The sequence below is a fragment of the Streptomyces sp. NRRL F-4489 genome, assembly GCF_001509485.1.
Taxonomy (GTDB): Bacteria; Actinomycetota; Actinomycetes; order Streptomycetales; family Streptomycetaceae; genus Streptomyces.
Genome location: NZ_LLZI01000158.1, coordinates 18,745 through 44,376, shown reverse-complemented (window position 1 = coordinate 44,376; position 25,632 = coordinate 18,745). Strand labels below are relative to the sequence as shown.

24 protein-coding genes are annotated in these 25,632 nt (G+C 74.0%); 15 read left to right on the top strand and 9 right to left on the bottom strand.

Annotation, left to right across the window (positions count from 1 at the left end):
- Positions 1 to 73 precede the first annotated feature (73 nt).
- The 5 genes from ADL22_RS14065 to ADL22_RS14045 all read right to left on the bottom strand — a co-directional run bounded on the left by ADL22_RS14065 (position 74) and on the right by ADL22_RS14045 (position 4,468).
- The gene (locus ADL22_RS14065; RefSeq protein WP_066978072.1) at positions 74 to 1,408 is read right to left on the bottom strand and encodes a diaminopimelate decarboxylase; all 1,335 of its coding nucleotides are present in this window, start codon (positions 1,406 to 1,408) and stop codon (positions 74 to 76) included.
- A gap of 176 nt (positions 1,409 to 1,584) precedes the next feature.
- A complete protein-coding gene (locus ADL22_RS14060) occupies positions 1,585 to 2,502 on the bottom strand; it encodes an ABC transporter permease (protein WP_079064111.1) in 918 nt (305 codons plus the stop codon).
- Between the two features lie 85 nt (positions 2,503 to 2,587).
- Positions 2,588 to 3,580, bottom strand: coding sequence for an ABC transporter ATP-binding protein (locus tag ADL22_RS14055; RefSeq protein WP_066978069.1), 993 nt, complete (start codon positions 3,578 to 3,580; stop codon positions 2,588 to 2,590).
- A 25-nt stretch (positions 3,581 to 3,605) separates the two neighbouring features.
- Complete coding sequence (locus ADL22_RS14050; RefSeq protein WP_066978066.1) at positions 3,606 to 3,950, bottom strand: winged helix-turn-helix domain-containing protein; 345 nt, start codon at positions 3,948 to 3,950, stop codon at positions 3,606 to 3,608.
- Complete coding sequence (locus ADL22_RS14045; protein ID WP_066978063.1) at positions 3,947 to 4,468, bottom strand: hypothetical protein; 522 nt, start codon at positions 4,466 to 4,468, stop codon at positions 3,947 to 3,949. Before ADL22_RS14045 ends, ADL22_RS14050 begins: the two co-directional genes overlap by 4 nt.
- Before the next feature lie 285 nt (positions 4,469 to 4,753).
- Here ADL22_RS14045 and hutU point away from each other — a divergent pair, with 285 nt between their 5' ends.
- Genes hutU through hutI form a run of 4 tightly spaced genes read left to right on the top strand, consistent with a single transcriptional unit; the run spans position 4,754 to position 10,252 of the window.
- The gene (gene hutU, locus ADL22_RS14040; RefSeq protein ID WP_066978061.1) at positions 4,754 to 6,418 is read left to right on the top strand and encodes a urocanate hydratase; all 1,665 of its coding nucleotides are present in this window, start codon (positions 4,754 to 4,756) and stop codon (positions 6,416 to 6,418) included.
- Positions 6,419 to 6,435: 17 nt separating this feature from the next.
- A complete protein-coding gene (locus ADL22_RS14035) occupies positions 6,436 to 7,665 on the top strand; it encodes an allantoate amidohydrolase (RefSeq protein ID WP_234430693.1) in 1,230 nt (409 codons plus the stop codon).
- On the top strand, positions 7,662 to 9,011 hold the full coding sequence (locus ADL22_RS14030; protein ID WP_199836292.1) for a formimidoylglutamate deiminase: 1,350 nt from the start codon (positions 7,662 to 7,664) through the stop codon (positions 9,009 to 9,011). Before ADL22_RS14035 ends, ADL22_RS14030 begins: the two co-directional genes overlap by 4 nt.
- 59 nt (positions 9,012 to 9,070) lie before the next feature.
- Positions 9,071 to 10,252 carry an imidazolonepropionase gene (hutI, locus tag ADL22_RS14025; RefSeq protein WP_066978053.1) on the top strand — a complete coding sequence of 394 codons (1,182 nt, stop codon included), beginning with the start codon at positions 9,071 to 9,073 and terminating at the stop codon, positions 10,250 to 10,252.
- A gap of 120 nt (positions 10,253 to 10,372) precedes the next feature.
- Here the strand turns inward: hutI and ADL22_RS14020 are convergent, their stop codons facing one another.
- Complete coding sequence (locus ADL22_RS14020) at positions 10,373 to 11,311, bottom strand: RNA polymerase sigma factor SigF (RefSeq protein WP_066978050.1); 939 nt, start codon at positions 11,309 to 11,311, stop codon at positions 10,373 to 10,375.
- Between the two features lie 272 nt (positions 11,312 to 11,583).
- Here ADL22_RS14020 and ADL22_RS14015 point away from each other — a divergent pair, with 272 nt between their 5' ends.
- From ADL22_RS14015 to ADL22_RS13990, 6 genes are all read left to right on the top strand, one after another.
- Positions 11,584 to 11,952, top strand: coding sequence for an STAS domain-containing protein (locus tag ADL22_RS14015; RefSeq protein ID WP_066978046.1), 369 nt, complete (start codon positions 11,584 to 11,586; stop codon positions 11,950 to 11,952).
- 171 nt (positions 11,953 to 12,123) lie between these two features.
- Positions 12,124 to 12,612, top strand: a complete 489-nt coding sequence (locus ADL22_RS14010) for an ATP-binding protein (RefSeq protein ID WP_066978044.1) — start codon at positions 12,124 to 12,126, stop codon at positions 12,610 to 12,612.
- 189 nt (positions 12,613 to 12,801) lie between these two features.
- Complete coding sequence (locus ADL22_RS14005; RefSeq protein WP_066978040.1) at positions 12,802 to 13,518, top strand: LPXTG cell wall anchor domain-containing protein; 717 nt, start codon at positions 12,802 to 12,804, stop codon at positions 13,516 to 13,518.
- Positions 13,519 to 13,540: 22 nt separating this feature from the next.
- Positions 13,541 to 14,605: a hypothetical protein gene (locus ADL22_RS14000; RefSeq protein ID WP_066978037.1), complete on the top strand. Its 1,065-nt coding sequence runs from the start codon at positions 13,541 to 13,543 to the stop codon at positions 14,603 to 14,605.
- A 71-nt stretch (positions 14,606 to 14,676) separates the two neighbouring features.
- The gene (locus tag ADL22_RS13995) at positions 14,677 to 15,954 is read left to right on the top strand and encodes a hypothetical protein (RefSeq protein WP_066978034.1); all 1,278 of its coding nucleotides are present in this window, start codon (positions 14,677 to 14,679) and stop codon (positions 15,952 to 15,954) included.
- Positions 15,954 to 17,423, top strand: coding sequence for a hypothetical protein (locus tag ADL22_RS13990; protein WP_066978031.1), 1,470 nt, complete (start codon positions 15,954 to 15,956; stop codon positions 17,421 to 17,423). Before ADL22_RS13995 ends, ADL22_RS13990 begins: the two co-directional genes overlap by 1 nt.
- A 126-nt stretch (positions 17,424 to 17,549) precedes the next feature.
- On the opposite strand, the gene ADL22_RS13985 is transcribed toward ADL22_RS13990, so the two are convergent.
- Positions 17,550 to 19,076 carry a peptide MFS transporter gene (locus tag ADL22_RS13985; RefSeq protein ID WP_066978030.1) on the bottom strand — a complete coding sequence of 509 codons (1,527 nt, stop codon included), beginning with the start codon at positions 19,074 to 19,076 and terminating at the stop codon, positions 17,550 to 17,552.
- Positions 19,077 to 19,586: 510 nt separating this feature from the next.
- Here ADL22_RS13985 and ADL22_RS13980 point away from each other — a divergent pair.
- Entirely contained in the window at positions 19,587 to 20,267 is a 681-nt protein-coding gene (locus ADL22_RS13980) for a response regulator transcription factor (RefSeq protein ID WP_066978027.1), read from the top strand.
- 6 nt (positions 20,268 to 20,273) lie between these two features.
- Positions 20,274 to 21,521: an ATP-binding protein gene (locus ADL22_RS13975; protein ID WP_066978024.1), complete on the top strand. Its 1,248-nt coding sequence runs from the start codon at positions 20,274 to 20,276 to the stop codon at positions 21,519 to 21,521.
- 15 nt (positions 21,522 to 21,536) lie between these two features.
- On the opposite strand, the gene ADL22_RS13970 is transcribed toward ADL22_RS13975, so the two are convergent.
- Both ADL22_RS13970 and ADL22_RS13965 read right to left on the bottom strand, forming a co-directional pair.
- On the bottom strand, positions 21,537 to 22,046 hold the full coding sequence (locus ADL22_RS13970) for a GtrA family protein (RefSeq protein ID WP_066978020.1): 510 nt from the start codon (positions 22,044 to 22,046) through the stop codon (positions 21,537 to 21,539).
- A 141-nt stretch (positions 22,047 to 22,187) separates the two neighbouring features.
- Positions 22,188 to 22,598 carry a protease inhibitor I42 family protein gene (locus tag ADL22_RS13965; protein ID WP_079064108.1) on the bottom strand — a complete coding sequence of 137 codons (411 nt, stop codon included), beginning with the start codon at positions 22,596 to 22,598 and terminating at the stop codon, positions 22,188 to 22,190.
- A gap of 161 nt (positions 22,599 to 22,759) precedes the next feature.
- Between ADL22_RS13965 and ADL22_RS13960 the strand changes: the two genes are divergently transcribed.
- Genes ADL22_RS13960 through ADL22_RS13950 form a run of 3 tightly spaced genes read left to right on the top strand, consistent with a single transcriptional unit; the run spans position 22,760 to position 25,631 of the window.
- Positions 22,760 to 23,911 carry a 5-(carboxyamino)imidazole ribonucleotide synthase gene (locus ADL22_RS13960; RefSeq protein WP_234430691.1) on the top strand — a complete coding sequence of 384 codons (1,152 nt, stop codon included), beginning with the start codon at positions 22,760 to 22,762 and terminating at the stop codon, positions 23,909 to 23,911.
- Entirely contained in the window at positions 23,908 to 24,459 is a 552-nt protein-coding gene (gene purE / locus ADL22_RS13955; RefSeq protein WP_066978010.1) for a 5-(carboxyamino)imidazole ribonucleotide mutase, read from the top strand. Before ADL22_RS13960 ends, purE begins: the two co-directional genes overlap by 4 nt.
- Positions 24,456 to 25,631 (top strand): dipeptidase, encoded by a 1,176-nt coding sequence (locus ADL22_RS13950; RefSeq protein ID WP_066978007.1) that lies wholly within the window; start codon positions 24,456 to 24,458, stop codon positions 25,629 to 25,631. The genes purE and ADL22_RS13950 overlap by 4 nt, the downstream gene beginning before the upstream one ends.
- Position 25,632: the final 1 nt, after the last annotated feature.

Genomic DNA, 25,632 nt, shown 5'->3' with positions numbered 1-25,632 from the left:
GGCGCCGGGGGCGCGGGGCGGGCCCCGGCGGGCGCCCCGGCCGGCGCGCGCCCCGGCCGGCGCGCGCCCGCGCTCAGCCCAGGGCGAGGTCGCGCAGGTCGTCGGCGTGCGCGGCGCCGCTCTCGGCGGTGAGCTCCTCCAGGGTCTGCGGGGTCCGGACGGTGGCGAACCGCACCGTGCCGTCCGGCCCGGCCGCGTAGCCGTACACACCGGGCCGGGGCAGCGAGTTGTAGGCGAAGTGGGTGGAGAAGTAGTACGCGCCGGTGTCCAGGAGGGCGGTGTGGTCGCCGGCCTCCAGCAGCGGCAGCGGGCGGTTCTCGGCGACCAGGTCGCCGGCGAAGCAGCAGGGGCCGGCGATGTCCTGCGGGACCGGCGCCCCGGTCTTCGGCCGGCCGGCCGCGTCGTACGCCGCCACCCGGATCGGCCAGGCCGCGGGCGCGAAGACCGTGCGGGTGGCGACCTGGGCGCCGGCGTGGGTGACCGCGATCGGGCGGCCGCCGGCCCACTTCGCGTACTCGACGCGGGCCAGCACCATCCCGTGCTTGGCCAGCAGCGACCGGCCGAACTCGGTGACCAGCCCGTACCGCCCGGAGAACAGTCCGGGGACCGCCGCGTGCAGCACTGCCGCGTACTCGCGGTAGGTGGGGGTGACGGTGTCGGAGGCGAAGTTGACGGGCAGGCCGCCGCCGATGTCGAGGGTGGTGATCCGGCGGCCGCCGGCCTGTTCGTTGATCTCCTCGGCGAGGTCGTAGAGCGCCCGGACGCCCTCGGCCATCCGCTCCAGCGGCATGCCCTGGGAGCCGACGTGGGCGTGCAGGCGGGTCAGCCACGGCCGGTCGAGGCAGGCCCGGACGACCCAGTCGCGGGCCCCTGAGTCGCGCAGCGGGATGCCGAACTTGGAGGTGTCGGTGGCGGTGCTCATCGCGCCGATGCTGCCGCCGCCGATCTGCGGATTGACCCGCAGCCCTATCGGGGCGGTGGACGGCGCGGAGGCCATCATCCGGTCGATACGGGCCAGTTCCTCGTGGTTGTCGACGTTGACGGCGATGCCGAGGGCGAGCGCCTCGCGGAGCTCGGAACGGGTCTTGGCGGGGGAGTCCAGGACGGTGTCACGGGCCGGGATCCCGGCGGCCCGGGCCACGGCCAGCTCGCCGGGGCTGGCCACCTCGCAGCCGATGCCTTCCTGCGCCAGCAGCCGCAGTACGGGGACGAGGGCGGCGGCCTTCACCGCGAACGCGTGCAGGACCGGGGTGCCCGGAGCGGTGAACTCCGCGAAGGCGGCGCGGAGTTCGGCCGCGGACCGGCGGATGCCGGCGATGTCGAGCAGCCCCGCCACGGGCTGCCCGGAGCCGACCAGCCCCTGAGTGATGGCTGCCTGAACGGCACGGTCTCGGTCCGTGAAGGTCATGCGCCCACTTCATCATCCGGCCACCCCGCCGCGCCACGCCAGCGCGGCCTTGGCACGGACCGATCCGGGTCTGCCCCCGCTTGGGCGTGTTGCCCGGGTGAGACCGCTCCGGCCCGGCCCGGCCGGAGCGGCCGGGCCGGCCCGCGCCAGGCCCCCGCGCCCTAGGCGGACACCCCCTACGCCCCCGGGACGCCGTTCGCCTTGGCTATGGCCTGGCGGGCGGTGAGGCGGGAGCCGGATTCGCGGCGGGTGGCGCGGCGGAGGAGGGGGACGGCGAGCAGGAAGCCGAGGACGGCCCAGGCCCCCAGGACCAGGGCGACGGTGGGGAGTTGCCAGGAGCCGGCGGCCTCGGCGGCCCGGGCGGCGTCCGGGAGCAGGGCCGAGCGCAGGCCCTGGGCCATCCAGCGGAGCGGGAAGACCGAGGCGATGTCCTGGACCACCGCCGGCATCCGGGACAGCGGGAACATCGCGCCGGAGGTGATCAGCAGGGCCATCGACGGCAGCATGATCAGCGCCAGCGCCTCCCGGGGGTTGGGCAGGACGGCCCCGATGGCCGCGCCCAGCGGGACGACCGCGAGCAGGCCGAGGGCGGTCACCCACAGCAGCGTCAGCCAGCCGCCGGCGCTGTGCGGCAGCGGCCCGTCCACCAGGGCGGCGGCGGCGCCCAGCAGCACCGCGAGGGTGCCCAGCGCGAGGACCACGATCAGCAGGGACTTGGCGATGAGGTAGGCCGGTATGCCGCCGGGGGTGGCGCGCAGCCGCAGCAGGGTGCCCTCCTCCCGCTCGGTCACCAGGATCTGCGGGAGGTTGAGCAGCCCGATCTGGAAGAGGAGGTACCCGGCGAACCCGGACAGCGTCAGATGCGCCATCGGGATGTGCGTCCCGGGGACGTTTCCGTGGATGAACGAGGTGATGAGCAGGCCGACGACGATGTTGGAGACGTGGCCGGCCAACTCCTTTTTGTTGCCCAGCAGATGGCGCAGTTCGATCACGCCGCGCCGGATCCCGGCCCGCCAGGGCCGCAGTCCTCCGTGGCCGCCGCGCCGGCCCGGGGCCGCGAGGCCCGGCCCGCCGGCCGCTGTCGGTGACGTCATGGTCATGTCCGTTCCCCCGTCGTGGTGGTGCTGCTGTCTGCCGTGCCGTGTGCCGTTTCCCGTACGCCGGGCGGGCGCCCGGTGGTCATGCCGCGCGAGCCCGATCCGCGTCGGCGTCGGCGCCCTCGCCGGAGCCCGAGCCGGAGTCGGCCCCGGAGCCGGAGTCGGCGGGGCCGGTGGTGCCGTGGCCCCCCTCGGTCCCGGGCCGGCCGTGGAGCATGTGGAGGTACGTGTCCTCCAGCGTCGGGCGGCGCACCTCCAGGTCGGCGATCGGGCCGCCGAGGGCCTGGTGGAGCTCCCAGACCAGGCGGGACGGATCGGCGGTGTGCTCGCGGCGCCGCTCGCCGTCCGGTGCCGTCCAGCGGACCTCGGCCCGCGCCGCGGCCCGCGCGGCCAGCTCGGCCGGTGTGCCGCAGGCCCGGATCCGTCCGTCGACCAGCATCGCTATCCGGTCGGCGAGCCGCTCCGCCTCGGCCAGATCGTGGGTCGTCAACAGGACCGTGACGCCCTCCTCGCGGGCCAGGCGCTCCACCAGGTCGTGGAAGCCGCGGCGGGCCTCGGGGTCGAAGCCGGTCGTGGGCTCGTCCAGGAACAGCAGCTCCGGGCGGCCGACGATGCCGAGTGCCACGTCCAGGCGGCGGCGCTGGCCGCCGGAGAGCCGGTCGACGCGCTGCCCCGCCTGGCCGGTCAGGCCGACCACCGCCAGCAGCTCGTCGGGATCCCGGGGCTCGGGGTAGTACCCGGCGAAGTGCGTCAGCAGCTCGGCGACCTGCCAGCGGCGGTGGTCGCGCCAGGACTGCAGGACGAGGCCGATCCGGCCCCGCCAGGCGTCGCCGGCCCGCGCCGGATCCGCGCCGAGCACCTCGACCTCGCCGGCGGAACGCTGCCGGAAGCCCTCCAGGATCTCGACGGTGGTGGTCTTGCCGGCGCCGTTCGGCCCCAGCAGGGCGAAGACCTCGCCGCGCCGGATGTCGAGGTCGACGCCGTGCAGGACATCGGTGCCGCCGTACGCCATGCGCAGGCCGCGGGCCCGTACGACCGGCGCGGTGCCGGCCGGGCCGGTGGGTGTGGTGGTCATCGCTGCTTCCCCCCGTGGTGTGTGGTCATCGGCCGGCGTCGGCCGGCTGCTGCGGTGCGGACCGGGCGGCCCCCGGGCCCGCGCCCTCGACGATGGCGCGGAGCGCGGCGACATGGCCGTCGAAGGCGGCGCGGCCGCGGGCCGTCAGCCGCACCTTGGTGCGCCGCTTCCGGCCGCCGCCCTCCTTGCGGATCTCCAGATATCCGGCCTCCTCCAGCGTGTGCAGCTGCTTGGAGAGCGCGGAGTCGCTGAGCGAGAGGCCGTCGCGGACGAAGGCGAAGTCGGCCCATTCGGTCGCGGCGAGCATGGCCACCACGGACAGCCGGGTGGCGGGATGGATGAGTTCGTCGAAGCCCGATGGGGTGCTCATCGGCCGGCCTCCTCGGGGATCGGTCTCGCGGGCGGTGCGCCCAGGGCGCGGCCGCGGAGCGGGCTGACCGCCCAGCGGTTGGCGGGGCCGACGAAGAGCGCGAAGGCGCCGGCGGAGACGGTCGCCTGGATCACGCTCCCGTAGGGCAGCGCCAGCCGCTCGGCCAGGTAGCCGGTGAGCAGGATCGTGCCGCCGCCGACGGCCGCGCCGGCGAGGAAGGTGGCGAAGGTGCGCCAGGTGTACCGCGAGCGGTGCAGCCGCACCCGCGTCCGGCGGCTGTAGATCACGCCCAGGGCGGCCAGACCGCCGACGTAGGCGGCGAGCACGAGGAACGAGGCCCAGCGCGGCAGGTCCAGCCCGGAGGAGGCGAGGAAGAGCCACATCAGGGCGGCGGTGACGTACGTCGCCCGCCGGTCGCCGCGCGCGCACCGCTCGACCTCGTCGTACACCCGCTCCTGCGGGACGCGGATCCGCTGGAGATCCTGCCAGGCCCGCTCGGCATCCACCGGTGTGGTCATGTCCCGTTCGCCTCCCCGTAGACGTCCCGGACGCCTCCCGGTCCGCGGCGCGGATGGCGTGCCCGCGCGCGGCCCGGACGGTCCGGGCGGGCGGGGCCGCCGCTGCCGGCGCCCCGCTCCAACTTTCCCACTCGGAAAGCTAACACCGGCTTTCCCGCCCGGCAAGTCGAAATCGGCGGCCTGGGGAAAACCCGCCACCGGCACCCCGGCGCCTGTTGACTAGTCGTATTCAGGCGCGCAAGACTGTGAATAGGTCAATCCATCAAGGTCAGGGAGGCAGGGCCCATGTCGGGACCGCGACCCGTGCGGGCACCGCGCGGTACGGAGCTGAGCGCGCGCGGATGGCAGCAGGAAGCCGCACTCCGCATGCTCCAGAACAACCTCGACCCGGAGGTCGCCGAGCATCCGGACCAGCTCGTCGTCTACGGCGGCACCGGCAAGGCCGCCCGCGACTGGCGCTCGTTCGACGCGATGGTCCGCACCCTGACCACGCTGAAGCAGGACGAGACGATGCTCGTCCAGTCCGGCAAGCCGGTCGGCGTGATGCAGACCCACGAGTGGGCGCCGCGCGTCCTGATCGCCAACTCCAACCTCGTCGGCGACTGGGCCAACTGGGAGGAGTTCCGCCGCCTGGAGGCCCTCGGCCTGACCATGTACGGCCAGATGACGGCCGGTTCGTGGATCTACATCGGCACCCAGGGCATCCTCCAGGGCACCTACGAGACGTTCGCGGCGGTCGCCGCGAAGAAGTTCGGCGGGACGCTGGCCGGCACCATCACCCTCACCGCCGGCCTCGGCGGCATGGGCGGCGCCCAGCCGCTCGCCGTCACCATGAACGACGGCGTCGCGATCTGCATCGACTGCGACCCGCGCGCCATCGAGCGCCGTATCGAGCACCGCTACCTCGACGTGCGGGCCGACAGCCTCCAGCACGCCCTCCAGCTCGCCGTCGAGGCCCGTGACCAGCGCAAACCGCTCTCCATCGGCCTGCTCGGCAACGCCGCCGACCTCCTGCCGCGGATGCTCGCCGACGGCGCCCCGATCGACATCGTCACCGACCAGACCAGCGCCCACGACCCGCTGTCCTACCTCCCCACCGGCGTCGACTTCGCCGAGATGAAGGAGTACGCGGCCAAGGACCCGGCCGGCTTCACCGCCCGCGCCCGGGAGTCGATGGCCCGGCACGTCGAGGCCATGGTCGGCTTCATGGACGCCGGCGCCGAGGTCTTCGACTACGGCAACTCCATCCGCGGCGAGGCCCAACTCGCCGGGTACCAGCGGGCGTTCGCCTTCCCCGGCTTCGTCCCCGCCTACATCCGGCCGCTCTTCGCCGAGGGCAAGGGCCCGTTCCGCTGGGCGGCGCTCTCCGGCGACCCCAAGGACATCGCGGCCACCGACAAGGCGATCCTCGACCTCTTCCCCGAGAACACCTCCCTGGCCCGCTGGATCAAGATGGCCGGCGAACGCGTCCACTTCCAGGGCCTGCCCGCCCGGATCTGCTGGCTCGGCTACGGCGAGCGCGACAAGGCCGGCGAGCGGTTCAACGAGATGGTCGCCGACGGCACGCTCCAGGCGCCGCTGGCCATCGGCCGCGACCACCTCGACTGCGGCTCGGTCGCCTCCCCCTACCGCGAGACCGAGGCCATGAAGGACGGCTCGGACGCGATCGCCGACTGGCCGCTGCTCAACGCCATGGTCAACGTCGCCTCCGGCGCCTCCTGGGTCTCCCTGCACCACGGCGGCGGCGTCGGCATGGGCCGCTCGATCCACGCCGGGCAGGTCACCGTCGCCGACGGCACCGCGCTGGCCGGCGAGAAGATCCGCCGGGTGCTCACCAACGACCCCGGTATGGGCGTCATCCGGCACGTCGACGCCGGCTACGAGCGCGCCGACGAGGTCGCCGCCGAGCGCGGCGTCCGGATCCCGATGCGCGAGGGCGAGGGCGCGTGACCTCGTCGTTCCACGAGATGTGGGAGGAGCTGCGGCCGCTCGGCCGCGACTCCTCCTCCGGGGGCTACCGCCGCTTCGCCTGGACCGGCGCCGACGCGGACTGCCGCGCGTGGTTCCGCGCCCAGGCCGAGGCCCGCGGGCTGGCCTACGAGCTCGACCGCAACGGCAACCAGTGGGCCTGGCTCGGCGCCACGAGCTACCGCGACGTGGCCCCCGGCGGGGCCGTCGCCACCGGCTCGCACCTGGACTCCGTCCCGGACGGCGGCGCCTTCGACGGCCCGCTGGGCGTGGTGTCCTCCTTCGCCGCGCTGGACGAACTGCGGGGCCGCGGCGCGCAGTTCACCAAACCCCTGGCCATCGTCAACTTCGGCGACGAGGAGGGCGCCCGCTTCGGGCTCGCCTGCGTCGGCTCCCGGCTGGCCACCGGGGCGCTGACCCGCGAGGCCGCGCACCGGCTGCGCGACGGCGACGGCACCACCCTCCCGCAGGCCATGGAGCGCGCCGGCCACGACCCCGAGGCCATCGGCCCGGACCCCGAACGGCTCGCCACCCTCGGCGCGTTCGTCGAACTCCACGTCGAGCAGGGCCGCGCGCTGGCGCTGCACGACGAGGGCGCCGGCGCGCCGGTCGGCATCGCCTCCGCCATCTGGCCGCACGGCCGCTGGCGGTTCGACTTCCGCGGCGAGGCCAACCACGCCGGCACCACCCGCCTGGAGGACCGCCGCGACCCGATGCTCTCCTACGCCGCGACCGTGCTCGCCGCCCGCGAGCAGGCCCGGCTGGCCGGCGCCCTGGCCACCTTCGGGAAGGTCAGCGTCGAGCCGAACGGCGTCAACGCCATCCCCTCGCTCGTCCGCGGCTGGCTCGACGCCCGCGCCGCCGCCCAGGACACCCTGGACACCGTGATCGCCGGGATCGAGCGGGCCGCCGCCGAGCGGGCCGCCCGCGACGGCGTCGACCTCGACATCGTCCGCGAATCCTTCACCCCGATCGTGGAATTCGGGCACGCGCTGCGGGACGAACTCGGCGCCATCCTCGGCAAGGGGAGCGACCGGCCGGTGCCGGTCCTGGGCACCGGGGCTGGACACGACGCGGGTATTTTGTCCGCGACCGTCCCGACCGCGATGCTGTTCGTCCGCAACCCCACCGGTGTCTCGCACTCGCCCGCCGAAACGGCCACCGAGGACGACTGCACCGCCGGGGTCACCGCACTCGCCGACGTACTGGAGGGGCTGGCGTGCCGATGACACCGCCGACGGCACCGGTCACATACTGGCTCGAACACGCCTGGCTCGGCGACCGCGTCGAGCCGGGCGTCGCCCTGGACACCGCGGACGGCCGGATCACCGCCGTCCGCACCGGCGTCGCCGCCCCGCCGCCCGGCGCGGAGGCGCTGCGCGGCCTGACCCTGCCGGGCCTGAGCAACGCCCACAGCCACGCCTTCCACCGCGCCCTGCGCGGCAGCGTGCAGGTCGGGTCCGGGACCTTCTGGACCTGGCGGGAGGTCATGTACGGCGTCGCGGACCGGCTGACGCCGGAGAGCTACCACGCGCTCGCCCGCGCCGCCTACGCCGAGATGGCGCTGGCCGGCATCACCTGCGTCGGGGAGTTCCACTACCTCCACCACGCGCCCGGCGGCACCCGCTACGCCGACCCCAACGCGATGGGCGAGGCCCTGATCGCCGCGGCCGACGAGGCCGGTATCCGGATCACCCTGCTCGACACCGCTTACCTCTCCGCCGGCTTCGGCGACCCGCCCAACCGCCACCAGCTGCGCTTCTCGGACGGCACCGCGGACGCCTGGGCGGAGCGCGCCGACGCCCTCAAGGACGCCGGGCACGCCCGGATCGGCGCCGCCGTGCACTCCGTACGGGCCGTCCCGGCCGGGGAGCTGGGCACCGTCGCGGAGTGGGCCCGGCAGCGGCGGGCACCGCTGCACGTCCACCTCTCCGAGCAGACCGCCGAGAACGACGCCTGCCGCGCCGCCCACGGCCGCACCCCCACCGAACTGCTCGCCGAACACGGCGTCCTGGGCCCGCGCACCACGGCCGTGCACGCCACCCACCTCACCGACGGCGACATCGCCCTGCTCGGCGGCTCCACCACCGGCGTGTGCATGTGCCCGACCACCGAACGGGACCTCGCCGACGGCATCGGCCCGGCCGCCGCCCTCCAGCGGCAGGGCAGCCCGCTCTCCCTGGGCAGCGACAGCCACGCCGTCATCGACCTGCTCGAAGAGGCCCGCGCCATGGAGCTGGACGAGCGGCTGCGCACCCGCACCCGGGGCCACTGGACCGCCGCCGCCCTGCTGCGCGCCGCCACCGCCGACGGGCACGCGGCGCTCGGCTGGGACGACGCCGGCACGCTCGCGCCCGGCGCGCTCGCCGACCTCACCACGATCCGGCTGGACTCCGTACGCACCGCCGGACCGCCGCCGCGCCTGGGCGCCGAGACGGCCGTATTCGCCGCCACGGCGGCCGATGTCCGGCACACCATCGTGGCCGGGCGGCAGATCGTCCGGGACGGTGCGCACATCCGCGTGCCCGACGTGGCCGGAGCGCTCGCAGACGCCATCGCCGCCGTACGCGGCTGACCCCCACCCGCCCGAAGCCCGGGCCGCCCGGCCCGCGGACGAAGGAGAGCACCCCCGCGATGACGACGACCTCCGCGCCGACCACCGCCATCACCCACATCGCCCAGCTCGTCACCAACGACCCCTCCCTCGGTGAAGGCCCCCTCGGTCTGATCCAGGACGCCGCGGTCGTCATCGACGGCGACCGCATCGCCTGGGTCGGTCCCTCAAGCAAAGCACCCGCCACTGACAACGCCGTCGACGCCGCCGGCCGCGCGGGCCTGCCCGGCTTCGTCGACTCCCACTCCCACCTGGTCTTCGCCGGCGATCGCACCGAGGAGTTCAACGCCCGGATGTCCGGCCGCCCGTACTCCGCCGGCGGCATCCGCACCACCGTCGCCGCCACCCGCGCCGCCGACGACGCCGCCCTGCACGCCAACGTCGCCCGCTACCTCGCCGAGGGCCTGCGCCAGGGCACCACCACCCAGGAGGTCAAGTCCGGCTACGGCCTGACCGTCGAGGACGAGGCCCGCGCGGTGCGGATCGCCGCCGCGCACACCGACGAGGTCACCTTCCTCGGCGCGCACATCGTCTCCCCGGACTACGCCGACGACCCGGCCGGCTACGTCGACCTGGTCACCGGCCCGATGCTGGACGCCTGCGCCCCGCACGCCCGCTGGGTCGACGTCTTCTGCGAACGCGGCGCCTTCGACGGCGACCAGGCGCGCGCCGTCCTGACCGCCGGAAAGGCCAAGGGCCTCGTCCCCCGGGTGCACGCCAACCAGCTCGGCCACGGACCCGGCGTCCAGCTCGCCGTCGAACTGGGCGCCGCCTCCGCCGACCACTGCACCCACCTCACCGCCGCCGACATCGACGCGCTGGCCCAGTCGGACACCGTCGCCACGCTCCTGCCGGGCGCCGAGTTCTCCACCCGCGCGCAGTGGCCCGACGCCCGCCCGCTGCTCGACGCGGGCGCCACCGTGGCGCTCTCCACGGACTGCAACCCCGGCTCGTCCTTCACCAGTTCGATGCCGTTCTGCATCGCGCTGGCCGTCCGCGACATGGGGATGACGCCCGACGAGGCGGTGTGGTCGGCGACCGCCGGCGGCGCCCGGGCGCTGCGCCGCGACGACGTCGGCCGGATCGCCCCCGGCGCCCGCGCCGACCTGCTCCTGCTGGACGCGCCCTCGCACGTCCACCTCGCCTACCGGCCGGGCGTCCCCCTGGTGACGGACGTGTGGCACAAGGGCGCGCGCCTGTAGGCCCGCTGCCGGGCGCCGGCGGCCCCGGACGCACCGAGGGCCCGTCCCGGACACTGCCGGGGCGGGCCCTCGTCTGCGCGGGTGCGCCCGCCGGCCGCGGCGGGCCGGCGCGACCGCGGGCTACTCCTCGATCATCAGGCCCTTGCGGAGCCGGGCCAGGGTGCGGGAGAGCAGCCGGGAGACGTGCATCTGGGAGATGCCCAGCTCCTCGCCGATCTCGGACTGCGTCATATTGGCGACGAACCGCAGGGAGAGGATCTTCCGGTCCCGCTGCGGGAGTTCGGCGATCAGCGGCTTCAGCGACTCGACGTACTCGATGCCCTCGAGGCCGTGGTCCTCGTAGCCGATCCGGTCGGCCAGCGCGCCCTCGGTGTCGTCCTCCTCCGGCTGGGCGTCCAGCGAGCTCGCCGTGTAGGCGTTGCTCGCGGCCATGCCCTCGACGACCTCGTCCTTGGTGATGCCGAGGCGTTCGGCCAGCTCGCCGACGGTGGGGGCGCGGTCGAGCTGCTGGGCCAGCTCGTCACCGGCCTTGGCCAGGTCCAGGCGGAGTTCCTGGAGCCGGCGCGGGACCCGCACCGACCAGCTGGTGTCGCGGAAGAAGCGCTTTATCTCGCCGACGATGGTCGGCATCGCGAAGGTCGGGAACTCCACGCCGCGGCCGAGCTCGAAGCGGTCGATCGCCTTGATCAGCCCGATGGTGCCGACCTGGACGATGTCCTCCATGGGCTCGCTGCGGGAGCGGAACCGGGAGGCCGCGAACTTCACCAGCGCGAGGTTCAGTTCGACCAGCGTGTTGCGCACGTACGCGAATTCGTGGGTGCCTTCTTCCAGCGATTCCAGGCGCTCGAAGAGGGTTTTCGACAGCGCCCTGGCATCTACCGGACCCACTTCGTCAAAGGGTGGGATCTCGGGCAGACCGTCGATATCGGGCACGCTCGGGGACTCGGCGTCCGGGGCGTGCGACGGGGAAGGGATAAGCCCGGTGGTATCGGGCAGGGGTGTCGACGATGCGGTCTTCCGGGGGTCGTCGGTGCGCAATTCGTCGAGCCGGGGTGACATGTGTCTCCTCCATCGTTCTCGGCATATGGCTGCCGAAGCCTCTGCGTGAAGCTGCGGTGTGCGGCGCCTCCAAAGCCGGCCGTTTCGAATGTGTCCTTCTACGCCTACCTGTCTTCGCCGCAAGAAGGCAAGTGGCCGCTGTCCGTATTGATCGGCTATGCCCTTTCTTCGGCTACCGGCGCGCGTCAGGAAGGCGTAGGGTTCGACACGCGCAGTCGTAAGCAATGTCGTCACCAAAACAGTCGTCTAGGCAGCAAGAGGGGTGCGCTCGCATGGACCGCGGGACGGTCGGCAGTGCAAGCCGGGGCCGGCTTCACGTCGAGATCCGCCAGCACGGCGCCAGCGCGGTCGTGACCGTCGCCGGTGAGCTGGATCACCACACCGCGGATCTGTTGCGGGAATCACTGGAAGGCTGCGTCGACGACGGCTACGCACGCCTCGTGGTGGACTGCTCACGCCTCGATTTCATGGACTCCACCGGGCTGAACGTCCTGCTGGGCGCCCGCCTGAAGGCGGAGGCCGCGGGGGGCGGCGTCCACCTGGCCGGGATGCAGCCGGTGGTGGCCCGGGTGTTCGAGATCACCGGCGCGGACGCCGTTTTCACGGTGCACGACTCGCTCGAAGCGGCCCTGGCCGACTGATCCGCGCGGCCGTCCGGAAGGATGCCTTCCGGGCAGGTAGCCGGTATCACAGCTCCCGTACCCAACAAGTGGGTGTTCTCACGGTCCGCTCGGGCAGGAGACACCTGGATCCGTTGAATCAATCAGTTAACTGTTGTCCGTGAACAGGCGAATCGGTGAGGTGAAGCGCTGATGAGCACCACCCGGCCGTACCCGCCGGGCGATCTCGGCCCGGAGCCGGTCGGCGCCGGTGCTTCCGCCGCCGTACCGGCAGGTCAGATCCGCCGGCTGCGCCTGGCGGGGACCCGGGGCACCGTCGCCCGGGCCCGGGACTTCGCCCGCGAGGCGCTCCAGGACTGGGGCTGGCTGCCGGCGGCCACCGCCGACCAGCGGGCCGCGGCCGAGGACGTGCTGCTCGTCGTCTCCGAGCTGGTCACCAACGCCTGCCTGCACGCCGAGGGCCCCGAGGAGCTCCGGCTGCGCCGTGTGGCCAAGGTGCTCCGCCTGGAGGTCAGCGACCTGGGCGCGGGCTCCCCGGCGCCGCGCAGCCCGCACCGCCCCGGGCGCCCCGGCGGCCACGGCATGTTCATCGTGCAGCGGCTCTGCCTGGACTGGGGCGTGGTGCGCAACGCCGACGGCGCCGGCAAGACCGTCTGGGCGGAGCTGGCCGCGCCGTCCTGAAGGGGCGGCGGGCACGAGACCGTTGCGCGCGCGGGCCCCGGGGCCCGCGCCGTGTCGTATATGGGCCCCGTCCCGTATCGGGGCCGCCCTGTGCCTTCCCTCGGCACCCTCCCGGGCGTACCTTGACGCCCAATCTGATGTGCCGTCAGTAACCTTCGGCGGCGCGCCGACCGGAGAGGGGAAGTCGAGGTGGCCCGCTTCCACGCACAGCACGGCAGGCGGCCGCGGCGGGCGGCCGGGCTGGCCGCGGCCGCGGCGACGGCGGCCGGGACGGCGGTGCTGTTCACCGCGCCCGCCGCGTACGCCGAGGTCGTCGACGTCAACTACCAGTGCAAGACGCCGATCGGCAACAAGGGGGCGGTCTCGCCCATCGACATCAAGGGGACGCCCAGCGGCGGTTCGTACAAGCTGGTGATGTCCTTCCAGAAGGGCGTCTCGTCCAGCCCCGTCGAACTGGGCAAGGGCGCGATGAACCCCAGCGCGCTGATCCAGCTGGGCGGCGCCGAGAGCGGCACGGTGGCGGTCACCGGCCCGCCCAACGACCAGGCGATACCGGCCAACACCCCTATCAAGATCAGCGACTTGAGCGGTACGTACACCCCGAAGGCGAGCGGCAAGGTCACCCTCACGGCGTCCACGCTCACCATCAAGGCGCTGGGCACCACCACGACCTGCACCCCGGCCAACCACCCCAAGCCGTCGCTGACGCTGGACGTCAAGGGCGGCGGGGGCGCGAGCGGCGGGAGCGGCGGCGCCTCGGGGGCGGCCGGCGGGTCCGGCGGCGGGCAGCTGCCGCAGACCGGACCGGCGGACTCCGCCCTCGCCCTGGGCACCCTCGGCGGCACGGTCCTGCTGGCGGGCGCGGCCGGTGTGCTCTGGCTGACCCGCCGTCAGCAGCGGGCCTGACGCGTACGGGGAGGAGGCGGCGATGCCGTTCCGTCCCTGGGTGGCGGCCGTCGCGGGGCTCTTCGTGGCGGCCTTCGTGGCGGCCGGGGGAGGGGGGAGTCCGGTGGCGGACGCTCGTCCGGTGAGCCCGGTGGCGGTCGCGGATCGGGTGAGTCCGGTGGCGGTCGCTGGTCCGGTGCGGCCGGTGGCGGCTGCGGTCCGGCCGGTGGCGGACGGGCGCGCGGCGGGCTGGTCGGCGGTTCCGGACGGGCCCGACCGGGCGGCGTTCTACCTGGAGGGCGCGCCCGGCACGGTCCTCACGGACCGGCTGGAGGTGCGCAACCCTACGGGGCGGCCGGTCACGGTACGGCCTTCCGGAGACGGCGGTACGGGGGCGTGGCTGGCCTTCGGCACGGCGGAGGTGACCGTTCCGGCGCGGACCCGGGCGCGGGTCCCGTTCACCGTGACGGTGCCGCGCGACGCCGCCCCCGGGAGCCGTACCGGCACCCTCACCGTCACCGGGAGCGGGTCCGGTGCGCGGGCCCGGATTCCGGTGCGGCTGCGGGTCACCGGGGCCGCGCTCGCCGCGCTGACCGTCGAGCACCTGGCGGTGCGCCGGGCCGGCGGCAACGCCGAGATCCGCTACACCCTCGTCAACCGCGGGACCACCGCGCTCCGCCCCCGGCTGGCGGTCCGCGCGGACGGCCTCTTCGGCCCGCTGCTGCGCCGGCCCGCCCGCGCCCTGCCGGCCGCCCTGCCGCCCGGCGGCCGCGCCGAACGCACCGAGACCTGGCCCGATCCGCCCGCCCTGGACGCGGTGCGGGTCACCCTCACCGCCACCGCCGAGGACGGCGCCCGCGACACCGCCACCACCCGCTACACGGCCGTCCCCTGGGCCTCCGGGGGCGCCCTGCTCGCCGCGGCGGCGGGCGGGGGCGGCGGCTGGGCGGTGCTGCGGAGACGGCGCGTGGGGCTTGCACGACGTACGCGGCGTACGGGACGTACGCGGCATATGGGCGGCGCCACGAGGACCGAACCGCGGACGGAACCGCAGGCCGAACCGCAGACGGAACCGAGGACGAGGACGGGATCAGGGGTGCGCGGGTGAACGGCGGGATGGGTGGGATGGGTGGGACCGGTGGGACCGGGCCTATGGGGCGCGGCGGTGCGGTGGGGCTCATGGCGTTGCTCGGGTCGCTCGTGCTGGCCCTGCTGACCGTCGGGCCCGTAGTGCCCGTGGCGGCGGCCCAAGCGGCGCAGGCCCGGGCCGCGGAGGACGGCGGGGCGCCGTCCGTGGCCGTTTCCGAGAAGGAGGCCGGGGCAGGCGGGAGCGTCACCGTCACCGGGCGCGGCTGGCGCCCGCACACCCTGCTCACGCTGCTGATCTGCGGGCAGAACATGATCGGCGGCACCAACTCCTGCGCCAACGGCGACGGCCGGACCGTCACCACCGACGATCGCGGCGCCTTCCGCCGGGTCCTCCCGGTCGCCGAACCGCCCAAGCCCTGCCCCTGCGTCGTGCACGTGGCGGCGGTGACCGGCCCGGCGGCCGCCGCGGACGCCGCGTTCAAGGTGGCCGGGCACCCGGTGGCGCCGCTGCCCCAGGACGTCAGCGGCGGCCGGCTGGCCGTACTGGACCGGCCCCGGCTGACCGGCAGCAGCGGGCTGCTCACGTGGTTCGGCGCCCCGCCGCAGCGCGAGCTGGTCGTCACGGTCGGCAACCTCGGCTCCGCGCCGGCCCGCGACCCGGTCTTCCAGGTCGGCACCGGGCACGGCGTCTACCCGCCGAAGTGGGAGGACCAGCGGTGGCGCGGCACCGTCCCCGCCGGGCGACGGGCCGAGGTCCGGCTCCCGGTGGAGCTGGCCGCCGGCGCGCACGGCGACTACGTGGTCTCGCTGCGGTACGGCGGCCGGCTGCTGGTCGAGCAGCCGTGGCGGGTGGGCCGGCCGTGGGGCGTGACGCTGTTCTGGGTGCTGCTGTGCGTGGTCGTCCCGGCGGCGGTCTTCCGGATCGGCATAGCGGTCGTCGACCGGGTGCGGCCGCACCGCCCCGCGCCCGTACGAGCCGGGGCCCGGCGCTCCGGCGCCCCCGCGCACCCGGAGACCGCCCCGCGCCCCGGTACCGCCCCGCGCCCCGGTACCGCCACGCGCGTCCGGCGCCCCCTATGGCGCCGTCCCGCCGACACCACCGACCCCCTGGCCACCGGCCACGCCACCATCCCCCTGGCCACCGGCCACGCCACCGACCCCCTGGCCACCGGCCACGCCACCGACCCCCTGGCCACCGGTCAGGCCACCGATACCGAGGCCACCGACCTCCAGGCCACCGACCCCCACCCCGACCACGCCCCCGCCGGCGGGCCGCCCCCGGGCGCCGCCGGCCTGCCGTGGTTCACCCCGGACACCGCACCGTCCACCACAGCAACCCCACGACCCCCGTCGAAAGGTTCCGCGTGATGACGTTGATGAGGCCGACAAGGCCGATCGGGCCGCCCAGGCCGGCCGGGCGGCGCAGCAGAACGGGCGTGGCCGCGGCGGCCGCGCTGGCCCTCGCCGGGGCGGGCGTACTCACCGCCGCCGGTAGCGCCCAGGCCGCCGCGGTGGCGTACCGGACGGAGTGCCAGCCGCCGCCGATCTCGGGGCTGCCGCCCGTCGAGGGCACCACCAAGGTGGAGGTGACCGCGCCCGCCACCGCCAAGGTCGGCGACGCGGTCCAGGTCGTCGTGACGACCCTCCAGGCGGCCTCGCCGAACCCGGGCATCCTGGACCTGGCCCAGGACACCGTCCAGCCGACCGGCACGCTCAAGGTCGGCGGGGCGCAGAGCGGGGACCTCACGGTGCAGGGCCCGCGCCAGAACCCGCCGATCCCGAAGAACAGCCCCATGAAGCTGTCCGCCATGAAGGGCACGCTGAAGCTCACCGCCCCCGGGGAGGTCACCCTGACCCCCGGGGCGTACACCATCAACGTCAGCAAGCCGATCTCCACGGACACCAAGTGCACCCCCAAGGAGACGGTGCCCCCGGCGGTCACCATCAAGGTGACGGACGGCGGCGGCTCCACCGGGGGCGACCCGGGCACCGGCGGTACGACCTCGGGCGGTTCCAGTACGTCCGGCGGTACGACCAGCGGCGGCAGCAGCACGTCCGGAGGGACGTCCGGAGGAACGTCCGGCACCACCGCCGGTACCCAGGGCGGGACGACCACCGGCGGCTCCGGGGGCGACCCCGACGGCACCGCCTACAAGGGCAAGGAGGTGGAGGTCCCGTACGCCTGCAAGACGCCCATCGGGGACAAGAAGGCCACCTCGCCGGTGCAGATCAACGGGGTGAAGAAGGGCGGCGGTTACGACCTGACGGTGCACTTCGCCAAGTCGGTGATGGACAGCCCGGCGGACATCCCCAAGGGCTCGGTGAAACCGTCGATGGACGTGAAGGTGGGCGGCGCCGACAAGGGCGCGGTGCGGGTCGAGGGACCCGCCAACGACCAGCCCATCAAGTCCGGCCAGCCGATCGAGATCCCGGACCTCAAGGGCACCTACCGCCCCGGTGCCACCGGCCGGGCCACCCTCACCCCGGGCGTGCTCACCGTCAACGCGCTCGGTACGACCACCACCTGCACCCCGGAGAAGGACCCCGGTGCCTCGCTCACCCTGGACACCGCGGCCCAGCCCGGCGGCACCACGGGCGGTTCGTCGTCCGGCGGCGGCACCACGGGCGGCACGTCGGGCACCTCCGGCACCACGGGCTCCACCAGCACCTCGGGCACCTCCGGAACGTCCGGCAGCGGCGGCAACACCTCCGGCGGCCTGGCCGCGACCGGCGCCGCCGACCACGGCACGCTGACCGCCCTCGCCGTCCTGGCCGGCACCGTCGCCCTGCTCGGCGGCGCGCTCCTCACCTTCACCCCGCGCCGCCTCCGCCGCTGACCCCGGCCCGGCCCGGCACCGTACGGAAAGCCCCGGCACCGTACGAAAGCCCCGGAAAAGCCGACAGGGCCCGGCGCGCCAACAGCGCGCCGGGCCCCAGGGCAGATGCCAGGACCGGTGCCGGACCTAGTGCACGTCGCCCATCAGCGGACTGATCTTCTTCCGGTACAGGAAGACCGCGACACCGGCCAGGGCGGCGAGGACCGCCTCGGTGACCAGCACCCCCGTACCGCTGAGGTCCGCGCCGGAGATGGACACCAGGGAGATGACGCTGTCGCCCGCGGTGACGGCGAGGAACCAGACGCCCATCATCTGGCTGGCGTACTTCTGCGGCGCCAGCTTGGTGGTCACCGACAGGCCGACCGGGGACAGGCACAGCTCGCCCATCGTCTGCAGGCCGTAGACGGTGATCAGCCACATCGGGCTGACCTTGGAGCCGTCCGAGGACATCGCGATCGGCACCAGGAAGAAGAAGTACGAGGCGCCGATCAGCACCATCGCCATGGCGAACTTCACCGGCGTGCTGGGCTCGCGGTTGCGGCGGGCCAGCGCCAGCCACATCGACGCGAAGACCGGGGCCAGCGCCAGCACCCACACCGGGTTGACCGACTGCATCCACGAGGACGGGAAGCCCAGGCCGAAGACCGACTCGGCGGTGTTCTTCTCGGCGAACACGCTCAGCGTCGAACCGGCCTGGTCGAAGATCATCCAGAAGACCGCGGCGGCGACGAAGAACCACAGGTAGCCGCTCACCTTGGCCTGCTCGGCCGAGGACAGCTCCTTGTCCCGCTTGATGCGCAGCAGTACGAAGCACGGCACGCAGATGCCGATGACGGCCAGCGGGACCAGCGCCCAGTTGAGGGTGAAGTGGCCGGTGCCCACCACGATGCCGTAGAAGACCGCGGCGACGACGGCCCAGATCAGGCCCTTGCGCAGCCAGCCGGCGCGCTCCTCGGCGGGCAGCGGGGTCGGGACCTGGCTGCTCTTGGGGTTGAGGTTCCGGGTGCCGACCAGGAACTGGATCAGGCCCAGCGCCATGCCCAGCGCCGCCGTCGCGAAGCCCAGGTGCCAGTTGAGGCCCTGGCCGATGCCGCCGACGATGATCGGCGCGGCCATCGAGCCGAGGTTGATGCTCATGTAGAAGACGGTGAAACCGCCGTCCCGGCGCGGGTCCTGCGGGCCGTCGTAGAGGTGGCCCACCATCGTGGAGATGTTGGACTTCAGCAGGCCGGAGCCGCACGCCACCATCGCCAGGCCGATGAAGAACGTCTGGCCGGGGACGGCCAGCACGATGTGGCCGGCGATGACCACGCACGAGCCGACGATCACCGTCTTGCGCGGGCCCCAGACCCGGTCGCCGAACCAGCCGCCGGGCATGGCGAGCAGGTACACCAGGGCCATGTAGACGGCGTAGATCGCCGTGGCGGACGCCGCCGTCATGGCCAGACCGCCGCCCTGCGAGCCGATCTTGGCGTCCGGACCACCGGAGATCAGGTACAGGACGAGCAGGGCGCGCATGCCGTAGAAGCTGAAGCGCTCCCACATCTCGGTCATGAAGAGAGTGGCCAGGCCGCGGGGGTGGCCGAAGAAGGTCTTGCCGCCGTTGACAGGGGTTCCCTGCTGGGCCGCGTCCTTCGTCAGGCTGGACGCCATGGTGGTTCCTTGCTTCTCGGGACGCGTCCGAGGGACTCGGTAAGCGCCCGGGTGGGGGATGACCGGCACCGGCGCCGCCCTGCCCGCCCTCACGTCCGGGAGGTTCGGCCCCCACACAGGGAGGCCGACGGGAGGCCGTACACCGGGATCCACGCCCCCGTGCCGCGACGGCGCGGCCGGCGGACCCGGTCGACAGGTCTTTCACTGTGCAAGGGACCGGGGGTACCGGCCCCGCACACAACAAGGGCCATGACAGCGGTTCCGCGCCATGGGTCCCATTGGTTGTGCGTTGGACGTTCCGGCCACCATACGTCCGGTCGGCGCGCCGTTGGGAGTGGTGAGAGAACGCTCACACTCACTTGCGGAACCATCCGGTCCGCTCTTTGCGACCACGTCCGCACCCGTGCGCCCGCGCCCCGGGCGTGCGAGCCCGGCGCGCGAATCGGCCCGCTGTCGCCCATCCGTGCTGGTCCGCCCCTCGCTGTCGGTACATCGGACTACCATCGGCCCATGACCCGTGTACTGCTCGCCGAGGATGACGCGTCCATCTCGGAGCCGCTCGCCCGCGCCCTGCGCCGCGAGGGTTACGACGTCGAGGTGCGTGAGGACGGCCCGACGGCGCTCGACGCCGGTATCCAGGGCAATATCGACCTCGTGGTGCTGGATCTGGGGCTGCCCGGTATGGACGGACTGGAGGTCTGCCGCCGGCTGCGCAACGAAGGCCACTCCTTCCCCATCCTGGTGCTGACCGCCCGCGCCGACGAGGTGGACACCGTCGTGGGCCTCGACGCCGGCGCCGACGACTACGTCACCAAGCCCTTCCGCCTCGCCGAGCTGCTCGCCCGGGTCCGGGCCCTGCTGCGCCGCGGCTCCACCGCCGAGCCCCAGCAGCCGCCCGCCACGCACGGCGTCCGGATCGACGTCGAATCGCACCGCGCCTGGATGGGCGACGAGGAACTCCAGCTCACCGCCAAGGAGTTCGACCTGCTGCGGGTCCTGGTGCGGGACGCCGGCCGGGTCGTCACCCGCGACCAGCTGATGCGCGAGGTCTGGGACACCACCTGGTGGTCGTCCACCAAGACCCTGGACATGCACATCTCGTGGCTGCGCAAGAAGCTCGGGGACGACGCCGCCAACCCCCGCTACATCGCCACCGTCCGCGGCGTCGGCTTCCGCTTCGAGAAGAGCTAGCGGCCCGTGCGCCGCCGCCTGATCAACTCCACGCTCGCCGTGGTGCTCGTCGTCATCGCCGTCTTCGGTGTCTCCCTGGTGATCGTCGAGACCCGTACGATCCAGGCCGGCGCGCAGGAGAGCGTGGCGTCCGAGGCGGTCCGGCTGGTCGGGATAGTCGAGAGCCGGCTGGGCAGCGGCGAGAAGATCACCCCGGAGGTCCTCTCCGAGCAGATCACCGCCCACCGCTACGCCGTGATCAAGGTCCCCGGCAAGCCCCGTATCGAGATCGGCCGGCGCCCGGCCGGCGACGTGATCGAGTCCACGGTGCACGGGGACCGCGGCGAGGCGGTCACCGTCCAGGAGTCCCGCTCCACGGTCAGCGCCGAGATCGGCCGCACCCTCCTGGTCATCCTGGCCGTCGCCCTGCTGGCCATCCTGGCGGCCGTGGTCCTCGCCATCCGGCAGGCCCGCCGCCTGACCGCCCCGCTCACCGACCTCGCCGAGACCGCCGAACGGCTCGGCTCCGGCGACCCCCGCCCCCGCCACCGCCGCTACGGCGTCCAGGAGCTGGACCGCGTCGCCGACGTCCTCGACGCCAGCGCCGAGCGGATCGCCCGGATGCTCACCGCCGAGCGCCGCCTCGCCGCCGACGCCTCCCACCAGCTCCGCACCCCGCTGACCGCGCTGTCCATGCGCCTGGAGGAGATCACCCTCACCGACGACCCGGACACCGTGAAGGAAGAGGCCACCATCGCGCTGGCCCAGGTGGAGCGGCTGACGGACGTGGTGCAGCGGCTGCTCACGAATTCCCGGGACCCGCGCACCGGCTCGGCGGTCGCCTTCGACCTCGACGAGGTCGTCAAGCAGCAGATCGAGGAGTGGCGGCCGGCCTACCGCAGCGCCGGGCGGGCCATCGTCCGCTCCGGCAAGAAGGGCCTGCGGGCCGTCGGCACCCCCGGCGCGGTCGCCCAGGTGCTGGCCACCCTGATCGAGAACTCCCTCATGCACGGTGCCGGGACGGTCGCGCTGCGCACCCGCGTCACCGGCAATCAGGCCGTCGTGGAGGTCACCGACGCCGGCCCCGGCGTCCCGCCGGACCTCGGCTCCCGGGTCTTCGAGCGGACCGTCTCCGGCCGGAACTCCACCGGCCTCGGCCTCGCCGTCGCCCGCGACCTCGCCGAGGCGGACGGCGGCCGCCTGGAGCTGCTCCAGCAGCACCCGCCGGTCTTCGCGCTGTTCCTGGCGCGGGAGGGCGAGCAGGCCGAGGAGTGACAGGGGGGCCGGCCGCTACTTCCGGCCGGCGCCGCTCGGCAGCCGCGACCCGTCCGCCAGGAACGCCTCCGCCGTCTCCACCGCCTCCCGGGCCGGCAGCGCCCGGAAGACCCAGGTGCGGTACGACCAGAAGCGGAAGAGGGTGGCGAGGCCGATGCCGAGGAACTTGAACACATTGCTCTGCAGCGGGGTGTCCCAGCCGAAGCCGTACGTCGCCGCGTAGAGGATGCCGTTCTCGATGACCAGGCCGACCACGCTGAACAGCAGGAAGAGGGTCAGCTCCCGGGTGCGGCCGCGCTTGTCGCGGTCCCGGTACGCGAAGTAGCGGTAGCCGACGTAGTTGGTGCCGGTGGCCACCACCGTCGCCACGACGCTGGCCCGGACGACGGGCAGCTCGGTCAGGTGCCGGACGAGGTTGAAGACCGCGAAGTTCACCACGACCCCGGCGCCGCCGACGGCGCCGAACTTCACGATCTCCCGGGTGAGCGCCTCCAGCCGCGACCGCAGCGCGCTCCGTTCACTCATGTGATCGTTCAGCTCCCCGTCGTGGGCGGTGGGCCGGGCCGGCGGCCCGGTGGGCCCCCATGCTAACCACGGCCCTCACAGGGGGCGGTGCGCGGGCGGCTGCCCCGCGCCACCGCCGGCGGGCGGCCGGCCGGGCCCCGGTCATCCCACCGTGACACGGAAGTTGAGGGCCCGCGCGCCCGGCTCGTAGGCGGCCCCGGTCGCGCACCGGTGGCAGCGCAGCAGCCGCAGGTCGGTGCGGCCGGGGCGGACGGCCCGGAAGTCCAGCCACCGGGTGCCGCCGCCGTCCGGGACCCGCTCGCCGGCCGGGCGCAGAACGGCCGGATCCGGCCGGGGCGCGGCGACGATCCAGTGGAAGCCGCCGCCGGGGTCGTCGGGCACCTCGACGGTGAAGCGGCCGCCGGCCGCGACCGCGATCTCGCTGTCGTCCGGCCCGTAGACCTCCGGCCCGGACAGCCGGCTGACCACCGTGTACAGGGCGATCAGCAGGGCGGTGACGGCGACCGCGGTCACCAGCGCCCGGGAACGCCTGGCTATATCGCCGCTCTCCATGCGGCCTCCCCCTCATCGCCGGACCCGGCCGGAGGACGTACCGGCCGGTCCGGAACCCACCGCGGATCTGGACCTTCGAAGGAATTCCCCGAACGCCTGCGCTCGGAGGAACCTCCAACCCGGGGTCGGGCGCACCACCACCGGGCGGCTACCCTGGGGGCGTGACGTTCCCGGTAGTCGGCATGGTCGGCGGCGGTCAGCTCGCCCGTATGACCCACGAGGCGGGTATCCCCCTCGGCATCAAGTTCAAGCTCCTCAGCGACACCCCGCAGGACTCGGCGGCCCAGGTGGTCAGCGACGTCGTCATCGGCGACTACCGCGACCTGGAGACCCTGCGCGCCTTCGCCCGCGGCTGCGATGTCCTCACCTTCGACCACGAGCACGTGCCGACCGAGCACCTGCGCGCGCTGGAGGCCGACGGCATCGTCATCCGCCCCGGCCCGGAGGCCCTGCGGCACGCCCAGGACAAGGGCGTCATGCGGGCCAAGCTGTCCGCCATCGGCGCCCCCTGCCCCCGCCACCGCATCGTCGCCGACCCCGAGGACGTCGCGCGCTTCGCGGCCGAGGGCGACGGCTTCCCGGTGATCCTCAAGACCGTCCGAGGCGGCTACGACGGCAAGGGCGTCTGGCTCGTACGATCCTCCGAGGAGGCGGCCGAGCCGTTCCGCGCCGGCGTGCCCGTCCTGGCCGAGGAGAAGGTCCCCTTCGTCCGCGAGCTGGCCGCCAACGTCGTCCGCTCCCCGCACGGCCAGGCCGTCGCCTACCCCGTCGTGGAGTCCATCCAGGTCGACGGCGTCTGCGACACCGTGATCGCCCCGGCCCCCGGTATCTCCGACGAGCTGTCCACCCACGCCCAGCAGCTCGCCCTGCGCATCGCCGACGAGCTCGGCGTCGTCGGCCACCTCGCCGTCGAGCTGTTCGAGGTCCGCGACGCCGACGGCACCCCCGCCGTACTGATCAACGAACTCGCCATGCGCCCGCACAACTCCGGGCACTGGACCCAGGACGGCGCGATCACCTCGCAGTTCGCCAACCACGTCCGCGCCGTCCTCGACCTCCCGCTCGGCGACCCCCGCCCGCGCGCCCGCTGGACGGTGATGGCCAACGTCCTCGGCGGCGACTACCCCGACATGTACGGCGCGTACCTCCATTGCATGGCACGCGACCCGCGGTTGAAGATTCACATGTACGGCAAGGACGTGAAGCCGGGCCGCAAGGTCGGGCACGTCAACACCTACGGCGACGACCTGGCGGAGGTGCGCGAGCGCGCCGCGCACGCCGCCGGCTACCTGCGAGGAACGATCACCGAATGACGGCCAGCCCCGCCCCCCGCACCACCCCCCTCATCGGCATCGTCATGGGCTCCGACTCGGACTGGCCGGTCATGGAGGCCGCCGCCCAGGCCCTGGACGAGTTCGAGATCGGCTACGAGGTCGATGTCGTCTCCGCCCACCGCATGCCGCACGAGATGATCGCGTACGGCGAGCAGGCGGCCGGCCGCGGCCTGAAGGCGATCATCGCCGGCGCGGGCGGGGCCGCCCACCTCCCCGGCATGCTCGCCTCCGTCACCCCCCTGCCCGTCATCGGCGTCCCCGTCCCGCTGAAGTACCTCGACGGCATGGACTCCCTCCTGTCCATCGTCCAGATGCCCGCCGGCGTGCCCGTCGCCACCGTCTCCGTCGGCGGCGCCCGCAACGCCGGCCTGCTCGCCGCCCGGATGCTCGCCGCCCACGACCCCGAACTCCTCGCCCGGATGCGGGAGTTCCAGCAGGAGCTGAACGACCAGGCCACCGAGAAGGGCAAGCGGCTGCGCACCAAGGTCGCGGGCACGGCCGGCTTCGGCTTCGGGGGCGGCAAGTGACCGCCGCCCTGGACACCGCCCGCGCACTCCTCGCCGCCTGGCCCGTCGTCGACGGCCACAACGACCTCCCCTGGGCGCTGCGCGAACAGGTCCGCTACGACCTCGCCCGCCGCGACCTGGCCACCGACCAGAGCGCCGCCCTCCACACCGACCTGCCCCGGCTGCGGGCCGGCGGCGTCGGCGCGCAGTTCTGGTCGGTGTACGTCCGCTCCGACTACGCCGGCGACCACGCCGTCAGCGCGACCCTGGAGCAGATCGACGCCGTCCACCAGCTGACCGACCGCTACGCGTCCGACCTGCGCCTGGCAAGGACCGCCGACGACATGGAAGCGGCCCGCGCCGAGGGCCGCATCGCCTCCCTCATGGGCGCCGAGGGCGGCCACTCGATCAACAACTCGCTGGCCACCCTGCGGGCCTTCCACGCCCTGGGCGTCCGCTATATGACGCTCACCCACAACGACAACAACGACTGGGCGGACTCGGCGACCGACGAGCCCCGCCACCACGGCCTGTCGCCGTTCGGCGAAGAGGTCGTCCGCGAGATGAACCGCTGCGGGATGCTCGTCGACCTCTCGCACGTCTCCCCGGACACCATGCGGGACGCGCTCCGCGTCACCACCGCCCCGGTGATCTTCTCGCACTCCTCCGCCCGCGCGGTCTGCGACCACCCGCGCAACATCCCCGACGACGTCCTGGCCCAACTCCCCGCCAACGGCGGCATCGCCATGGCCACCTTCGTCCCGAAGTTCGTGCTGCCCGCGGCCGTCGAGTGGACCCTGCGCGCCGACGAGAACATGCGCGCCCACGGCCTGCACCACCTCGACACCACCGAGCGCGGCATGGCCGTCCAGCGCGCCTTCGAGGCCGCCAACCCGCGCCCGGTGGCCACCGCCGCGACCGTCGCCGACCACCTCGACCACATGCGCGAGGTCGCCGGCATCGACCACATCGGCATCGGCGGCGACTTCGACGGCACCGCCTTCACCCCCGCGGACCTCGCCGACGTCGCGAGCTACCCCACGCTGATCGCCGAACTCCTCGACCGCAAGTGGTCACCCGCCGACCTGGCCAAACTGACCTGGCAGAACGCCGTCCGGGTCCTCCGCGCCGCCGAGGACGCGGCCCGCGCCGAACAGTCCCGCCGCGCCCCCTCCAACGCCGTCCTGACCTGAG